The organism is Microbacterium sp. LMI1-1-1.1, assembly GCF_040815675.1.
GTDB lineage: Bacteria > Actinomycetota > Actinomycetes > Actinomycetales > Microbacteriaceae > Microbacterium.
Map to the genome: position 1 here is coordinate 1,189,328 of NZ_JBFPNN010000001.1, position 14,185 is coordinate 1,203,512.

General features: G+C 72.5%; 18 protein-coding genes. 6 read left to right on the forward strand and 12 right to left on the reverse strand.

Annotated features, from left to right (window positions below; translation table 11 throughout):
• Positions 1-65 precede the first annotated feature (65 nt).
• On the forward strand, positions 66-878 hold the full coding sequence (locus MRBLMI1_RS05565) for a ParA family protein (RefSeq protein ID WP_367727414.1): 813 nt from the start codon (positions 66-68) through the stop codon (positions 876-878).
• A gap of 68 nt (positions 879-946) precedes the next feature.
• On the opposite strand, the gene MRBLMI1_RS05570 is transcribed toward MRBLMI1_RS05565, so the two are convergent.
• The 3 genes from MRBLMI1_RS05570 to MRBLMI1_RS05580 form a co-directional block, all read right to left on the reverse strand.
• Positions 947-1,492 (reverse strand): MerR family transcriptional regulator, encoded by a 546-nt coding sequence (locus MRBLMI1_RS05570; protein WP_367727415.1) that lies wholly within the window; start codon positions 1,490-1,492, stop codon positions 947-949.
• Between the two features lie 95 nt (positions 1,493-1,587).
• Positions 1,588-2,274, reverse strand: a complete 687-nt coding sequence (locus MRBLMI1_RS05575; RefSeq protein ID WP_367727416.1) for a MerR family transcriptional regulator — start codon at positions 2,272-2,274, stop codon at positions 1,588-1,590.
• Positions 2,274-2,768, reverse strand: a complete 495-nt coding sequence (locus MRBLMI1_RS05580; protein ID WP_367727418.1) for an FHA domain-containing protein — start codon at positions 2,766-2,768, stop codon at positions 2,274-2,276. The genes MRBLMI1_RS05575 and MRBLMI1_RS05580 overlap by 1 nt, the downstream gene beginning before the upstream one ends.
• A 178-nt stretch (positions 2,769-2,946) precedes the next feature.
• Between MRBLMI1_RS05580 and MRBLMI1_RS05585 the strand changes: the two genes are divergently transcribed.
• On the forward strand, positions 2,947-3,303 hold the full coding sequence (locus tag MRBLMI1_RS05585; protein WP_367727419.1) for a hypothetical protein: 357 nt from the start codon (positions 2,947-2,949) through the stop codon (positions 3,301-3,303).
• 1 nt (position 3,304) lies between these two features.
• On the opposite strand, the gene MRBLMI1_RS05590 is transcribed toward MRBLMI1_RS05585, so the two are convergent.
• Entirely contained in the window at positions 3,305-3,700 is a 396-nt protein-coding gene (locus tag MRBLMI1_RS05590; RefSeq protein ID WP_367727421.1) for a hypothetical protein, read from the reverse strand.
• Between the two features lie 136 nt (positions 3,701-3,836).
• Between MRBLMI1_RS05590 and MRBLMI1_RS05595 the strand changes: the two genes are divergently transcribed.
• Together MRBLMI1_RS05595 and lpdA are read left to right on the forward strand one after the other, a co-directional pair.
• Entirely contained in the window at positions 3,837-4,502 is a 666-nt protein-coding gene (locus tag MRBLMI1_RS05595; RefSeq protein WP_367727423.1) for a copper resistance CopC family protein, read from the forward strand.
• A gap of 9 nt (positions 4,503-4,511) precedes the next feature.
• The gene (gene lpdA / locus MRBLMI1_RS05600) at positions 4,512-5,909 is read left to right on the forward strand and encodes a dihydrolipoyl dehydrogenase (protein ID WP_367727424.1); all 1,398 of its coding nucleotides are present in this window, start codon (positions 4,512-4,514) and stop codon (positions 5,907-5,909) included.
• Between the two features lie 61 nt (positions 5,910-5,970).
• Here lpdA and MRBLMI1_RS05605 read toward each other — a convergent pair whose 3' ends face one another.
• Positions 5,971-6,615, reverse strand: coding sequence for a CYTH domain-containing protein (locus MRBLMI1_RS05605; RefSeq protein ID WP_367727425.1), 645 nt, complete (start codon positions 6,613-6,615; stop codon positions 5,971-5,973).
• Complete coding sequence (locus MRBLMI1_RS05610; RefSeq protein WP_367727426.1) at positions 6,612-6,839, reverse strand: response regulator; 228 nt, start codon at positions 6,837-6,839, stop codon at positions 6,612-6,614. Before MRBLMI1_RS05610 ends, MRBLMI1_RS05605 begins: the two co-directional genes overlap by 4 nt.
• Before the next feature lie 68 nt (positions 6,840-6,907).
• Here MRBLMI1_RS05610 and MRBLMI1_RS05615 point away from each other — a divergent pair, with 68 nt between their 5' ends.
• Positions 6,908-7,663, forward strand: a complete 756-nt coding sequence (locus MRBLMI1_RS05615) for a glutamine amidotransferase (protein WP_367727427.1) — start codon at positions 6,908-6,910, stop codon at positions 7,661-7,663.
• Between the two features lie 117 nt (positions 7,664-7,780).
• Here MRBLMI1_RS05615 and MRBLMI1_RS05620 read toward each other — a convergent pair whose 3' ends face one another.
• From MRBLMI1_RS05620 to MRBLMI1_RS05640, 5 genes are all read right to left on the reverse strand, one after another.
• Entirely contained in the window at positions 7,781-8,491 is a 711-nt protein-coding gene (locus MRBLMI1_RS05620) for an NAD(P)H-hydrate epimerase (RefSeq protein ID WP_367727428.1), read from the reverse strand.
• A gap of 86 nt (positions 8,492-8,577) precedes the next feature.
• Positions 8,578-9,591 carry a YhjD/YihY/BrkB family envelope integrity protein gene (locus MRBLMI1_RS05625; RefSeq protein WP_367727429.1) on the reverse strand — a complete coding sequence of 338 codons (1,014 nt, stop codon included), beginning with the start codon at positions 9,589-9,591 and terminating at the stop codon, positions 8,578-8,580.
• A 290-nt stretch (positions 9,592-9,881) separates the two neighbouring features.
• Positions 9,882-10,328: a prepilin peptidase gene (locus MRBLMI1_RS05630; protein WP_367727430.1), complete on the reverse strand. Its 447-nt coding sequence runs from the start codon at positions 10,326-10,328 to the stop codon at positions 9,882-9,884.
• 3 nt (positions 10,329-10,331) lie between these two features.
• A complete protein-coding gene (locus MRBLMI1_RS05635) occupies positions 10,332-10,628 on the reverse strand; it encodes a DUF1905 domain-containing protein (protein ID WP_367727431.1) in 297 nt (98 codons plus the stop codon).
• Between the two features lie 103 nt (positions 10,629-10,731).
• Positions 10,732-11,652: a L,D-transpeptidase gene (locus MRBLMI1_RS05640; RefSeq protein WP_367727433.1), complete on the reverse strand. Its 921-nt coding sequence runs from the start codon at positions 11,650-11,652 to the stop codon at positions 10,732-10,734.
• Between the two features lie 103 nt (positions 11,653-11,755).
• Between MRBLMI1_RS05640 and MRBLMI1_RS05645 the strand changes: the two genes are divergently transcribed.
• Entirely contained in the window at positions 11,756-12,547 is a 792-nt protein-coding gene (locus tag MRBLMI1_RS05645) for an alpha/beta fold hydrolase (RefSeq protein WP_367727436.1), read from the forward strand.
• 46 nt (positions 12,548-12,593) lie between these two features.
• Here the strand turns inward: MRBLMI1_RS05645 and MRBLMI1_RS05650 are convergent, their stop codons facing one another.
• Positions 12,594-14,180: a cellulase family glycosylhydrolase gene (locus MRBLMI1_RS05650; RefSeq protein WP_367727438.1), complete on the reverse strand. Its 1,587-nt coding sequence runs from the start codon at positions 14,178-14,180 to the stop codon at positions 12,594-12,596.
• Between the last annotated feature and the right edge of the window lie 5 nt (positions 14,181-14,185).

Consider the following 14,185-nt stretch of genomic DNA (forward strand, 5'->3'; position numbering starts at 1 on the left):
CACCTCACGTCAAGCTGGCGGAGCTGAATGTGCTCACAGCCTAGGGGAAGGTAACGTAGACGCTCGTGCACGTACTCTCCGTCAGCTCTTTGAAAGGCGGGGTCGGCAAGACGACCGTGACGCTCGGGCTGGCTTCCGCCGCCTTCGCGCGTGGCGTACGCACCCTCGTCGTCGACCTCGACCCGCAGTCCGACGTGTCGACCGGCATGGACATCCAGGTCGCCGGACGCCTCAACATCGCCGATGTGCTGGCGAACCCGCGCGAGAAGGTCGTCCGTCAGGCGATCACCTCCAGCGGCTGGGCCAAGGTCCACCCCGGCACGATCGACGTGCTCATCGGCAGCCCGTCCGCGATCAACTTCGACGGCCCGCACCCCAGCGTCCGCGACGTCTGGAAGCTCGAGGAGGCCCTCGCCACCATCGAGGCCGACTACGACCTCGTGCTCATCGACTGCGCCCCCTCGCTGAACGCCCTCACGCGCACCGCGTGGGCGGCGAGCGACCGCGTCGTCGTCGTCACGGAGCCCGGTCTGTTCTCCGTCGCCGCGGCCGACCGCGCGCTGCGCGCCATCGAGGAGATCCGTCGCGGCCTCTCCCCCCGTCTGCAGCCGCTCGGCGTCGTGGTCAACCGCGTCCGCCCGCAGTCCATCGAGCACCAGTTCCGCATCAAGGAGCTCCGCGACATGTTCGGCCCGCTGGTCCTCAACCCGCAGCTGCCCGAGCGCACCTCGCTCCAGCAGGCGCAGGGTGCGGCAAAGCCGCTGCACGTCTGGCCCGGCGACTCCGCCCAGGAGCTCGCCGCCGACTTCGACGCGCTGCTCGACCGCATCGTCCGGACCGGCCGCATCCCCGTCGAGGGCGACGCCGCTCGCGCCTGAGGCGTCGTCACGAGAAGGACCCCGGATGCCGCGGCATCCGGGGTCCTTCTCGTCGAAGACGGTGGTGGTCAGGCGGTGCGGGCCGCGCGACGGGCGGCGAGCTCGTCGACGGCCTCGGGCGCGGCGGCCTCGAAGTCGACGAGCGTCGACTCGACCTCGCGCAGGACCTTGCCGACGGCGATGCCGAACACGCCCTGGCCGCGGCTGACGAGGTCGATGACCTCGTCGTTGGAGGTGCACAGGTAGACGGAGGCGCCGTCGCTCATCAGCGTCGTGCCCGCCAGGTCGCGGATGCCGGCGGCGCGGAGCTGGTCGACGGCGGTGCGGATCTGCTGCAGCGAGATGCCGGTGTCGAGGAGGCGCTTGACGAGCTTGAGCACGAGGATGTCGCGGAAGCCGTACAGGCGCTGCGTGCCCGAGCCGTTCGCTCCACGGACGGTGGGGACGACGAGCTCGGTGCGGGCCCAGTAGTCGAGCTGGCGGTAGCTGATACCGGCGGCGCGCGCCGCGACGGCGCCGCGATAGCCCGTGTCGTCGTCCATCTCGGGCAGACCGTCGGTGAAGAGGAGTTCCGTGGCGAACCGGGGTTCGCCGACTGTGTCGCCAGCGGTCATGCTCGCGTCCCTCCTCGTCGGGTCATTGGTTCCACGCTAGATCAGCGATGCCCGCCCGGCAACGACATCCGCCCGAGCGATTCGGCGTGTCGCGCTCAGGAGAGCACGCGGTCGATGGCGCTGCGCACGAAGATCGCCCGCACCTCGTCCAGCCGCGCGGCCAGCTCGGGGGCGAGCTCGCTCGCGCGGGCGCGCGAGGCGGCGTCGGGGCGGCGCAGCAGGGCGGAGAGGGCGGACTCGACGAGGGAGGCCTCGCGCTCCGCGCTCTGCCGCAGCGACCGCACGTGACGCGGCTCGATGCCGTGACGGTCCAGCGCGACGAGCGCGCGCAGCAGGGTCACGGTCTGCTCGGGATAGGACTCCGCCGCGGTGACGACACCGGTGCTGATGGCGTCGTTCAGCAGCTGCGGCGCGGCACCGGAGGCCGACAGCAGCTCGTCGCGGCGATAGCGGCGTGGGGCCGCGGTCATCGACGGCATGGCCGTGGGCGGGGCCGGGTTGCGGCCGGCATCCAGGTCCTCGAGGTAGTCGCGGATGACGGCGAGCGGGAGGTAGTGGTCGCGCTGCAGGGTGAGCGCCAACCGCAGCCGCTCGAGGTCGGCGGGCGAGAACTTGCGGTACCCGGAGTCGGTGCGCGTCGGCGAGACGATGCCCTGCACCTCGAGGAAGCGGAGCTTGCTCGAGGTGAGCGCGGGGAACTCGGGGGTCAGGCGCGCCAGCACCTGGCCGATACTCAGCAGCCCCGCAGCCGTGGGACGACCGCGGGCGGGGGCTGCCGCCATCAGTGCTCTGCCGCGGCGAGATCGACGGGCGAGACGAAGAAGTTCAGGCGGAACTTGCCGATCCGCACCTCGGCGCCGTTGACGAGCGCCGAGCGGTCGACCCGCTCGCCGTTGACGTAGCTGCCGTTGAGGGAGCGCTGGTCGACGATCTCGAACGCGGCGCCCTGACGGGTGATCTCCGCGTGCCGGCGCGAGACGGTGACGTCGTCGAAGAAGATGTCGGCCTCGGGGTGACGGCCGACCGTGGTGACGTCGGTGTCGAGCAGGTAGCGCGCGCCGGTGGTGGGGCCGGAGCGGACGATGAGCAGGGCCGCCCCGGAGGGCAGCGCCTCGATCGCCTCGAGCTCGGCCTCGCTCAGGTCGGCGCCGAAGGGCACGAAGGAGAGGTCGGCGTCGTGACCGAACGTCTGCGTCGTGTCGTTCGCGCGCGCAGCGGGGGCGGCGTCGGCGGCACGACGGATGTCGTCGCGTTCGAATCGGCGGGTCTCGTCCACGGCTTCTCCTTCATTTCCACCATAGCCGATCGATTCCGGCGCAGAACGGTCGTATCGACCATGGCGCGGACCGTGCTGGTGCGTCGTCGTATGTCCTCGTATGTCGGCGTCGGGCACCTCAGTTCGGGTGGCGGCCTAGCCTGACGGGACACTCGAACCTACCGAGCAGGAGACCATCGTGTCGAGTCCGCACCTCCGTTCCACGCCCGCACCGTCGACCCCGGTCGCCGCCTGCATGTGCGCCCGGGGTGCCGCCTGCTCGTCGTTCGCCCCCGGCCACGCCGTCCACCTGCTGCAGCGGCGCGTGGTCGCCGCCACCCCGTCCGAATGGATCGACGGCGTCGTGACGCACGCGGATGCCGCCGCCGGCGAGGTGGTCGTGCACGCTCTCGACGGAAGCGAGCTGCGGCTGTGGAACGCGGCCGGAGCGGCCGCCTCGGCCGTGGCGGGCGAGCCCGTCGCGGTGCACGGGCGCTATCACGCGCTCTGGGCCGCCGGACGCCTCTTCAACGTCGCGCGACTCGACCGGCTCTGAGTCAGGCCGTCTGCATCGACTCGCGCAGGGCCATGCAGGCGTCCATGCAGGCGCGGCACGACTCGGCGCACATCGCGCAGACCGCGCTGTGATCGGCGTGCGCGGCGCACTCGTCCATGCACGAACGGCACATCGCGATGCAGGCGTCGAGCATCGCCATGGCCGTCGTCGGCGTCATGCCCTGCATCCGCAGCAGCGACCGCATCATCGTGTGGCACATGTCGGCGCAGTTCATGCAGGCCGGCGCGCACGACATCTCCATGGTCGAACAGACGGTGCACGCCTGCTCGCAGGCCGCGCAGGCGTCCAGGCAGGCCTGCAGCAGGTCCTGGTCGATCTCGGCCATGGCCGACATCGTCGCGCTGTCGTTCTCCTGCATCATCCGCATCGCGTCCATGAGCGTTCCTTCCGAAGGGTCGACGTCGACGGACCCGCCGTCCGCCTGCGCTCAGGGTAGAACCGCCCCCGGCGGCGCGGTACCCCTTTGACGCGGCTCCCAGCCGGGTGCGAACGGGGGTGGTTAGGGTCGAGGAGTGACTTCCTCGGCCGCGCCGCGTCGGCGCCTCCTCCCCGCTCTCCTGGCCGCAGCGGCCCTCGCCGCCGCCGCCGTCCTCACCACCGCCGCCCCCGCCTCCGCGCACGACGAGCTTGTGTCCAGCGACCCGGCCGCCGGCGCCACCCTGGACGCCGTCCCCGCCGAGATCACGCTGACCTACAGCGCCGAGATCCTCGCGGAGGACGGCGCGACGCAGGTGCAGGTGACCGACGAGACGGGCGCCTCGCTCGCCGAGACCGCACCGGTCGTGTCGGGCACCGAGGTCACGCAGACCCTCAGCCCGGCGGCATCCGGAGTCGTCTCCGTCGTCTGGCGCGTCGTCTCGAGCGACGGCCACCCGATCTCCGGCGACTTCACCTTCACCGTCCCCGCCGCCGCCGCCGCCGCGCCCACCCCGACCCAGACGGCGAGCTCCGCCCCGTCCGCGTCGCCGAGCGCCACGACGTCCGAGACCGCTGCCCCGGCGGCCACCCCGGAGGCCACCGACCCGGCCACGGCGGAGGCGTCGGACGCCTCGCCGCTGCCGTGGATCCTGCTCGTGGTGGCGCTCCTCATCGTCGCCGGTGCCATCGCCTATCTCTTCGTCGCACGCGGGCGCCGCGGAGCCGGCGACGGCGGCTCGACCGGCACCCCCGGACGATAGGCTGGAGCCATGCCTCATTACGACTTGGTCATTCTTGGTGCGGGTCCCGGCGGGTACGTCGCGGCCGTGCGCGGCGCGCAGCTGGGGCTGTCGGTCGCGATCGTCGAAGAGAAGTACTGGGGCGGTGTGTGCCTCAACGTGGGCTGCATCCCCTCGAAGGCGCTGCTGCGCAACGCCGACCTCGCCCACACGTTCCACGCGAAGGCCGACCTCTTCGGCATCTCGGGCGACGTGCACTTCGACTTCGGCAAGGCCTTCGACCGCAGCCGGTCCGTCGCGGCCGGCCACGTCAAGGGCATCCACTACCTGATGAAGAAGAACAAGGTCACCGAGTACGAGGGTCGCGGTCACTTCGTCGACGACCACACGCTCGACGTGACCAAGACCGACGGCTCGAAGGAGCAGGTCACCTTCGACAACGTCATCATCGCCACGGGCTCGACGGTCCGCCTGCTCCCCGGCGTCACCCTCTCCGAGAACGTCGTCACGTACGAGGAGCAGATCCTCACGCGCGAGCTCCCCTCCTCGATCGTCATCGTCGGCGCGGGCGCCATCGGCATGGAGTTCGCCTACGTCATGACGAACTACGGCGTGAAGGTGACCATCATCGAGTTCCTCGACCGCGCCCTCCCCAACGAGGACGCCGAGGTCTCGAAGGAGATCCAGAAGCAGTACAAGGGCTACGGCGTCGACATCCTGACCTCGACCAAGGTCGAGTCGGTCACCGACCACGGCGACAAGGTCACCGTCGCGTACACCGGCAAGGACGGCAACGCCGGTTCGATCGACGCCGACCGCGTGCTCATGTCCATCGGCTTCGCCCCGAAGGTCGACGGCTTCGGCCTGGAGAACACCGGCGTGAAGCTCACCGAGCGCGGTGCGATCGACATCGACGACCTCATGCGCACCAACGTGCCGCACATCTACGCGATCGGCGACGTCACCGCCAAGCTGCAGCTGGCCCACGTGGCCGAGGCGCAGGGCGTCGTGGCCGCCGAGACCATCGGCGGTGCCGAGACGCAGACGCTCGGCGACTACCGCAACATGCCGCGCGCCACGTTCTGCAACCCGCAGGTCGCCTCGTTCGGCCTGACCGAGCAGCAGGCGCGTGACGCCGGTCACGAGATCAAGGTCGCCAAGTTCCCGTTCTCCGCCAACGGCAAGGCGAACGGCCTCGGCGAGCCGGTCGGCTTCGTCAAGCTGATCGCGGACGCGGAGCACCTCGAGCTGCTCGGCGGCCACCTCATCGGCCCCGATGTGTCCGAGCTGCTGCCGGAGCTGACGCTTGCGCAGAAGTGGGACCTCACCGCTCTCGAGGCCGCGCGCAACGTGCACACGCACCCGACGCTGTCCGAGGGTCTCCAGGAGGCCTTCCACGGTCTCACGGGACACATGATCAACCTCTGATCGCCCCGCGACACGACGACGCCCGCCCGGTTCTCCGGGCGGGCGTCGTCGTATGTGCAGGTCAGTGTCCCAATGCGCGTGCGAGCTTCGAGCCGGACGACGCCGGGCGGCCGCCGGCAGCGAAGACCGCCGCATCGACCGCGGCGAAGAACGCGGCGCGCTGCGCGGCGTCCTCCGGTCCGGCGGGACCGAGCTCGACCTCCCACTCGCGCCACGACGACTCCGTGCCGCTGCGCTCGTCGCGCGCGCGGACGTGGTCGTCGACGAACTCGGCCACCATCCCGCCGTCGGCGTCCCGGAGCGCGTACGCCGTGCGGTGGTTGCGGACCCGGGCCAGCGGCACGAAGGGCGGCGCGGCCCAGGAGGAGACGGCATCCACGATCTCGTCCGGCACGACGGGGTCGGCCTCGTCGTCCGCGACCTCACCGATCGGCCAGCCGGTCTCGGACCGCCCGCCCTCCGCCGGGGCCTTCATGTGCCAGCCCTCGTCCGGACCGCCGCGGCGGCGGCGCACGGCGACCCCGTTGCGGGCGAGGTCGAGACCGGCGGTGTCGACGTACCGGGCGTCGAGGTCGCGCGGCTCGGGCGCGCCGACCGCGACGATCCCGGGCAGCGACGACCAGTCCGGAAGCGGGGTCGCCTCATCGACGTCGTACTTGGACTCCACCTCGATCGAGGCGGAGCCGTGCCCGGGGTCTGCGCTCAATCGTCGCGCTCGTTCACGTCGCGGTTGATCTCCTCGGTCTCCTCCGCGTAGGCGAAGACCGCCTGGGTCGGACCGTCGGCGTCGCCGGTGTTCTCCAGACCGCCGTCGCGGCGGTAGACGATCTGCCCGTCGCTGTAGGGCAGGACGAGGGTGTCGTCGGAGTCGTTGTCGAGGGGGATGACCTGACCGTCGAGCGGTCCTCCGGTCAGTCGTGCGATAGCCATGTCCCCAGCGTAGGGGCGGGGCCCGCCCCGTCCGAGCGCCTTGACACCCGTCGCCTAGAATCGCTCGGGTGACCGCGCCCGCCCTGCCCGGGACCCGACCCTTCGTGCTGCTGGCCACGCGCGCGCAGGACGGCCCCGCCGACGAGGAGTACGCCCTCTTCCTGCGTTACACGGGCCTGCCGCCCGAGCGTCTGCGGCGCGTCCGCCTCGAGCGCGACTGCCTGCCCGACCTCGATCTCGACGAGCTGTCCGGCATCCTCGTCGGCGGCAGCCCGTTCAACGCGTCGGACCCCGTCGCGCGCAAGTCGGAGGTGCAGCGGCGGGTCGAGAGCGAGATGGCATCCCTCCTCGAGGACGTCGTCGCGCGGGACGTGCCGTTCCTCGGCGCCTGCTATGGCGTCGGCACCGTCGGGACGCATCTCGGGGCGCCCATCGACGGCACCTTCGCCGAGCCCATCAGCGTCGTCGACGTCAGCCTGACCGCGGCGGGACGGGAGGATCCCCTCCTGGCCGGGATGCCGCCGACGTTCCCCGCCTTCGTCGGGCACAAGGAGGCCATCGCGGCGCTGCCGTCCGCGGCGACCCTGCTGGCGTCGTCGCCGACCTGCCCGGTGCAGATGTTCCGGGTCGGGCGCAACGTGTACGCGACGCAGTTCCATCCGGAGCTCGACCTGGACGGCATCGTCACCCGCATCTACGCGTACGCGTCGTTCGGGTACTTCGCGGCGGACGAGCTCGACCTCACCCTCGCGGCCGTGCGTCGCGCGGCCGTCACGCACACCGGCCGGATCCTGCGCCGCTTCGCGGAGCGCTACGCGCGGTAGCAGGCCCTCCGCCGCGAGAACACGCGATCTCGTCGAGAGCGCACGTTCGCGCGCACCGGAGCGTGCGACGTCGGCGGGATCGCGTGATCTCGACGTCGACGACGCAGCAGCGGGACGTCAGGCGGGCTGCGTCGCCGGGATCGTCTGGATGTCGACGGGCGCGGTCGTCGCGGGCTGGACCCGCTGCAGGTGCGGCTGCAGCCCGAGGTCGACGAGGTGGATGCGTCCCGCGAGCCGCGGACCGTGCCCGCGGACGAGTCCGGCCTTGACCGCGCCGAACGTGACCGTCGTGTGGGCGGGGAGGACGGAGGCATCCGCGTCTCCGGTATCGGGATGCAGTCCGCTCGGCAGGTCGACGGCGATCACCCGGGTGCGCCCGGACGTCACGGCGGGCAGGAGCGCCTCGACCACCGCGCGCGCGGTGCCGCGCAGGCGCGGGTCGGCCGACGCCCCGATGCCCAGGATGCCGTCGAGGACGAGCGCGTAGTCCGCCGCGCCCTCGCAGATGTCGGATGCCGGGCGGATGACCGCCCCCGCCGCGCGCGCCGCCGCCAGGGATTCGCGGTGCACGCGGTCGCGGGTCAGCACGACGTCGACGCCGTCGGCGACCGCGGCGAACTCGGCGGCGGCGAACAGGGCGTCGCCGCCGTTGTCGCCCGACCCGACCAGCACCAGGACGCGACCCGGTCGCGTCCGCAGCTCGGCCAGGACGACGGATGCCAAGGCGGACGCCGCCTCGCGCATGAGCGGTCGACCCTCGGCGAGCAGCGGGGCCTCCGCGGCTCGGACGGCGGCGGCCGAATACGCCGCGACGCGTGCAGTGCTCATAGCGTCACCCTAGGACCGGGCCGGAGCCCCACGGGTGGCCTTGCCCCCGCGCCCGTCCTGTCCTAGACCCGCGTGGGGCGCGGGCGTCACTCCGCCTTCGCGAGCGTCTCCCGCTCGGTCTTCTCGGCCTCGCGCGCCGCGACGAGCTCGTCCGTCGCGGACTGCACGGCCCGCTCCGCCCGCTGGACCCGGAACTGCACGAACGTCGACGCCCCGTACTTGGCGCGCACGCGGTTCTCGTCCTCCTCCACGCCGACGGTGATGAAGGCGCCGGCGATGAGGATGACCTGGCTCGAGAGATTCAGCCACAGCAGCAGCGCGATGAGCGAGGCGAACACCCCGAACAGCGGGTTGCTCGTGGCACCGCCGACGAACAGCCCCGACAGCTGCTGCAGGACGACGAGCCCCACGCCGCCGAGGAGCGCCCCCGTCCAGAGGGTGCGACGGCGTGCCCGAACCCCGGACAGCGCGGCGAAGGCCACCCCGACCGCGAGCGTGTCGAGCGCCAGCACGACGGCGGTCGAGACCAGCCATGTGACGAACCCGGCGACGACGGAGTCCTGCGGGATCCCGAGCCACGACTCGACGAGGTTCAGGCCCGCGGTGGCGAGGAACGTCGCGGCGGCCGCGGCGACGAGGGCCGCGCCGATGCCGAGCGCGAGGAGGAGGTTGCGCAGGAGCACCCAGACGAAGAGCACGTCGTCGGTGCGGACGCCCGCGATCTGCCGCAGCGCCGCACGCAGCGAGCCGATGGCGCCGATGGCCGCGCCGGTCAGACCGAGCGACCCGAGGACACCCGCGACGGAGAGCGCGCCGGGCGCATCGATGTCCCGCACATCGATCAGCCCGTCGGTGCCCACCAGCCCCGGCACGACGCCGTCGACCGCGTCCGTGACCGACTGCAGCGCGGCGGGGTTGCCCGAGAGCCACAGGGCGGCGAACGAGAACCCGATGAACACGCCGGCGAACAGGCTGAACAGGGTGCGGTAGGTGATGCTGTCGGCGAGCATGGGGCCGCGGGCCCCGGCGTAGACGAAATAGGCGCGCACCACGCGGAGCGAGAGGGCCCAGGCGGTGACGCGGCGGATGAGGGCGGCCATGGCCCCACGCTATCGGCGGGGACCGGCCCCGGTCGGCGGCTTGACCCGCGCGCCGTGACGATACGTGGATGCCACCCCTCCCCGCCCCACTCCCCCTCCTTGCCGTGAGTTGGCGCAGATGTCCGCCGGGAGGGCGGTGGGGCGTACATCTGCGCCACCTCACGGGCTCAGCACGGCACGGCACCGGGGAGCGCGACGGCGGCGGAGCATGCGGGGTCGGAGGGCGGCGGAGCATGCGGGGTCAGAGGGTTGTGGCCAGACCCCGCCAGCACCCGGCGAGGGGGGCGGGGTCAGAGGGTCGCCGCCAGACCCCACCAGCACCCGGCGAGGAGGGGCGGGCCCAGCGGGACCTCTCCCCCGCGGCGGACGCTGAGCGCCCCGGCCCCCGCCGCCCCGCTCAACAGCGCGCCGGCCGCGGCGCCGAGGGCGATGACATCCATTCCTCGCCAGCCCAGGTGCAGCCCGACGAGGGCGGCGAGCTTGACGTCTCCCCCGCCCCAGGCGACGGGACGGGCGACGTGCACGACGAGCGCAGGGGCGAGGAGCACCCCCGCACCGAGGAGGGCGCCGGCGAGCCGTGCCGGGTCGTCGCGGCGGACGGCGGCGAGGAGGAGCAGCGCGAGCGCGACCGCCGCGGCGGGGAGGACGACGGCGTCGGGCAGGCGGCGGGTGCGCGCGTCGATGGCGGCGAGCGCAGCGCTCGCGACGGCGAACACCGCGAACGCGAGAACGGCCACGGGTCAGGCGTCGATGACGGCCAGCCGGACCGCGACGACGTCGTCGAGGCCGAACCCCTCCGCCTCGCGGACGGTCCGTTTGAGCGGCAGCACGTACGCGCCGTCGGCCTGGGGGAAGATCGACGTCCGCCAGACGGATCCGCCGATGGTCGCCTCGACGCGCACACCCCCGAAGCCGCGCCGGTACGTCTGCGTCTCGCGCACGGCCTCGCTGAGCTCGAGCGGCACGGACACGAAGAACCAGTCCGCGTCGCGCCGCGCGTTCCAGCGCCAGACCTCGCCCTCGAACTCCATCAGCATGCGCGACTCCCCTCGGTCGACCCCGGGCCGTCCGTTCCGAGGCGACGCCACTGTATCGGCGCCGGCCGCCGGCCGCGACGTCTCCTCCCCTGGGGAGGAGAGGTCACCGGATGACGACGGGTGTGCCGGTCGGCAGCTGCGCGAGGCGGTCGATCGCGGCGGCGTCGAGGCGGATGCAGCCGTTCGAGATCGCCCCGCTGTGGGAGTCGTGGTAGTGGAAGGCGGTGACGGCGACCGTCGCGCCGCCGAAGCCGTCGAGCGTCGGGGACTGCACGCCGAGGTAGACCAGCGGGTGGCCCCGCGTGTAGCCGAACGACGGCTCGGCGCGGACGAGCATGACGAAGGTGCGTCCGCGCGGGGTCGGGGTCGCGTCGGTCCCCCACGCGAAGTCCTGGGCGACCCGCTCGCGCGACCCGTCGGCGCCGACGATGTCGAGGGTCCGCGCCGCGATGTCGACCTCGATGGTCTGCGTGGTCGGCGTGAACTGCAAGTCGGCGACGCGCAGCCACCCGCTCAGCTGGGCGGGATCGCCCTGCGAGGGGACGGCCGACCGCCCGGCGAGGAGGACGCGCACCCAGTTCTCCTGGCGTTCGACCACGGGGAGGGTGGTCCCGTCGTAGGCGTCGTCGCGCGGCAGCGCGGCCACGGGGGCCGCCGTGGGGTCCGCGAACACCGGGACGAGGTCCGCCGACGCGCGCACCAGCTCGCCGGTGAAGGCGCCGCCCGGGTCGGGGTCCACCGGGAGCGCCGGCACGACCGCGAAGACGTCGGTGCGGGGCAGCCCCGACAGGTCGTACGCCGCGGTGTTCGCGGGGAAGCCCGTCGGGGTCGGGGTCGGGGTGGGCGTCGGCGTCGGTGACGGCGTCGGCGACGCGGAGGTCGGCACCGCGGTCGGGGTGGGCTGAGCGACCGGCTGCTCCGCCCACGGCCGCGTCAGCACGAGCACGAGGACGGCGACGGCCACGAGGACCCCGAACAGCACCCCGACACCGAGGAGCACGGGGCGGGGGCGGGAGGCGGTCACCGAACCATCGTCCCGCGGGCGGGGCGTCCCCGGCAAGGAGAACGGCGCGACCACTATGTCCGTTACCCCGGGCGCCCGCCGGCCCTGTGCCATGATCGGCGGAATGGATGCCGTCCCCGCGCTCACCGAGATCCCCGTCCCTCAGTACGTCATCGTGGGCGACACCACCCGCCTGGCCACCTACACCTGGGGCGACCCGGAGGCCGAGCCCGTGCTGTGCGTGCACGGCTTCGGCTCGAGCACGCGCGACAACTGGGTGAACACCGGATGGGTGCGGGACCTGCTGCGCGCGGGCTTCCGCGTCATCGCCGTCGACCAGCGCGGACACGGGGCCAGCGAGAAGCCCCACGACCCGGCCGCATACCTGATGGCGACCCTCGTCGCGGATCTCGTCGCCGTCCTCGACACCTATCTCGTCGACCAGGCGCGCTACCTCGGGTACTCCCTCGGTGGTCGCGTCGGCTGGCAGCTCGCCGTGGACGCCCCCGAGCACGTCGAGCGCGCCGTCCTGGGCGGCATCCCGGACGGGACGCCGCTCGCGCGCTTGAAGGTCGACCAGGCGCGGGCGTTCCTCGACCGGGGCGAACCGGTTCAGGATGCCGTGACGCAGAAGTACGTGAGCCTCGCCGAGCGCGTGCCGGGCAACGACCTGCGCGCGCTCGTGGCGATCGCGGAGGGGATGCGGCTCGGCGAGAGCGACCCGGACCCGGCGTCGCCGCCGCAGCAGCCGGTCCTCATCGCCACCGGGACCGACGACCCGATCTTCGAGCAGTCCCGCGGACTCGCGGCCCTGACGCCGCAGGGCGAGTTCGCCGAGATCCCGAAGCGGCACCACGTCAACGCACCGGGCGCCCGCGCCTTCCGCGAGGCGGGGATCGCCTTCCTCACCCGCTGACGCGGGAGGACCGTGGATGCCACCGCGGTGGCATCCACGATCCCGGTCAGGTCGCGGTGACGGTGAGCTTGGGCGAGGACGGCGTGCGCGTGGCCGCGACCTGCAGCCCGACCCGGACGGTCTGCCCCGGGGCGAGCGAGGTCGCCCAGCCCGAGCCCTTGCACGTGATGATCGAGGACTTGATGCTGCAGCTCATCCCCCACGTGTTCGTGATGGACACCGCCCCGCGCGACTCCCACGAGACCGTCCACGACTTCGCGGCCGTCGCGGCGGTGACGTCGAACTCGGCGACGTAGCCGCCGCGCCACGAGTTCTGCAGGATCCAGGTCGCCGAGACGCGGGCCGGCGCGGGCGTGGTAGTCGGCTTCGGCGTCGGGCTCGCGGATGCCGTGGGCGTGGGCGTCGGGGACGCCGTCGGCTTCGGCGTGGCCGTCGGCGTGGGCGAGGCGGTGGGCTTCGGCGTCGCCGTCGGCGTCGGGGACGACGTCGGCTTCGGGGTCGCCGTGGCGGTCGGCGTCGGCGTCGGCGTGGTGGTCGCCCGCGGGGTCAGGATCGGCCGCAGCGCTTCGAGCTTGGCCGTCTGCCACGTCTTCCAGTCGTCCTTGACGAGGCCGCCGGTGTCACCGCTGTCGGCGTTGTACGACCAGTAGGCGTAACTGATCCCGTTCTTCGCGATGTAGTCGACGATCGTCGCCAGCCACGTCTTGTCGCTCTGGGTCTCGTACTTCGTGCCGAACTCGCCGACGAGCACGGGCGCGATGTTCTCCTTGACGAGGTAGCCCCAGTTCGCATCCCACAGGGGCGCGAGGTTCGCCGGGTACTCCGGCGCCGAGAACCAGGGCTGGTTGTAGACGGAGGCGGGGTAGTCGTGGGGCGAGTACACGACCCTGTTCGGCACGGAGAGCGTGATCGGCGTCGTGCGGGCGTCCTTCAGACCGCCTCCCCACCACGTGTACGTCCCGTCGTTCTGCCGGTCGACGCCCTCCACGACGATCAGGAGGTTCGGGTTGACGGACAGCACGGCGTTGCCCGCCCGCGTGGCCGCGGCCGCCCAGTCGCGCGCCGGGTCGCCGCAGCCCCAGCACGCCGGGCCGTTGGGCTCGTTGTGCAGGTCGACGCCGATGACGGTGGAGTCGTTCTTGTAGCGGGCGGCGAGCATCTTCCAGTCGTCGATCCAGCGCTGCTCGCTGTAGGCGGAGGTGTACCAGAGCTGGCTCTGCGCGTCGGAGCCGGGGCGGTGCCGATCGAGGATCACGGACAGGCCGTGCGCCCGCGAACGCTCGATGACCTTGTCCATGAGCTGGAGCGGCGTCAGCGTCATCAGATCCGGGTTGATGTTCGGGTCGATCGCGGACGCCGAGCTCGCGGCGAGGCATTGGTTGGAGAAGGGCAGGCGGATGGTGTTGAACCCCATCGCCGCGATGTCGGTGAGGGCCTGCTCCATCGTGACCGCCCAGAGGCCGTGCGGCGCGCACTCCGGCGTCTCGAGGCCGAACCAGTTGGCAGCCCGGATCGTGTACGGCGTCCCGGACGCCGTGACGATCTTGGCTCTGTCCGTCTTCAGCCAGCCCGGCAGCGACTCCGCGGCGGAGGCCGGTCCCGCGGCGGCCGCCAGGCCGCCGACGATCACCATGCCGA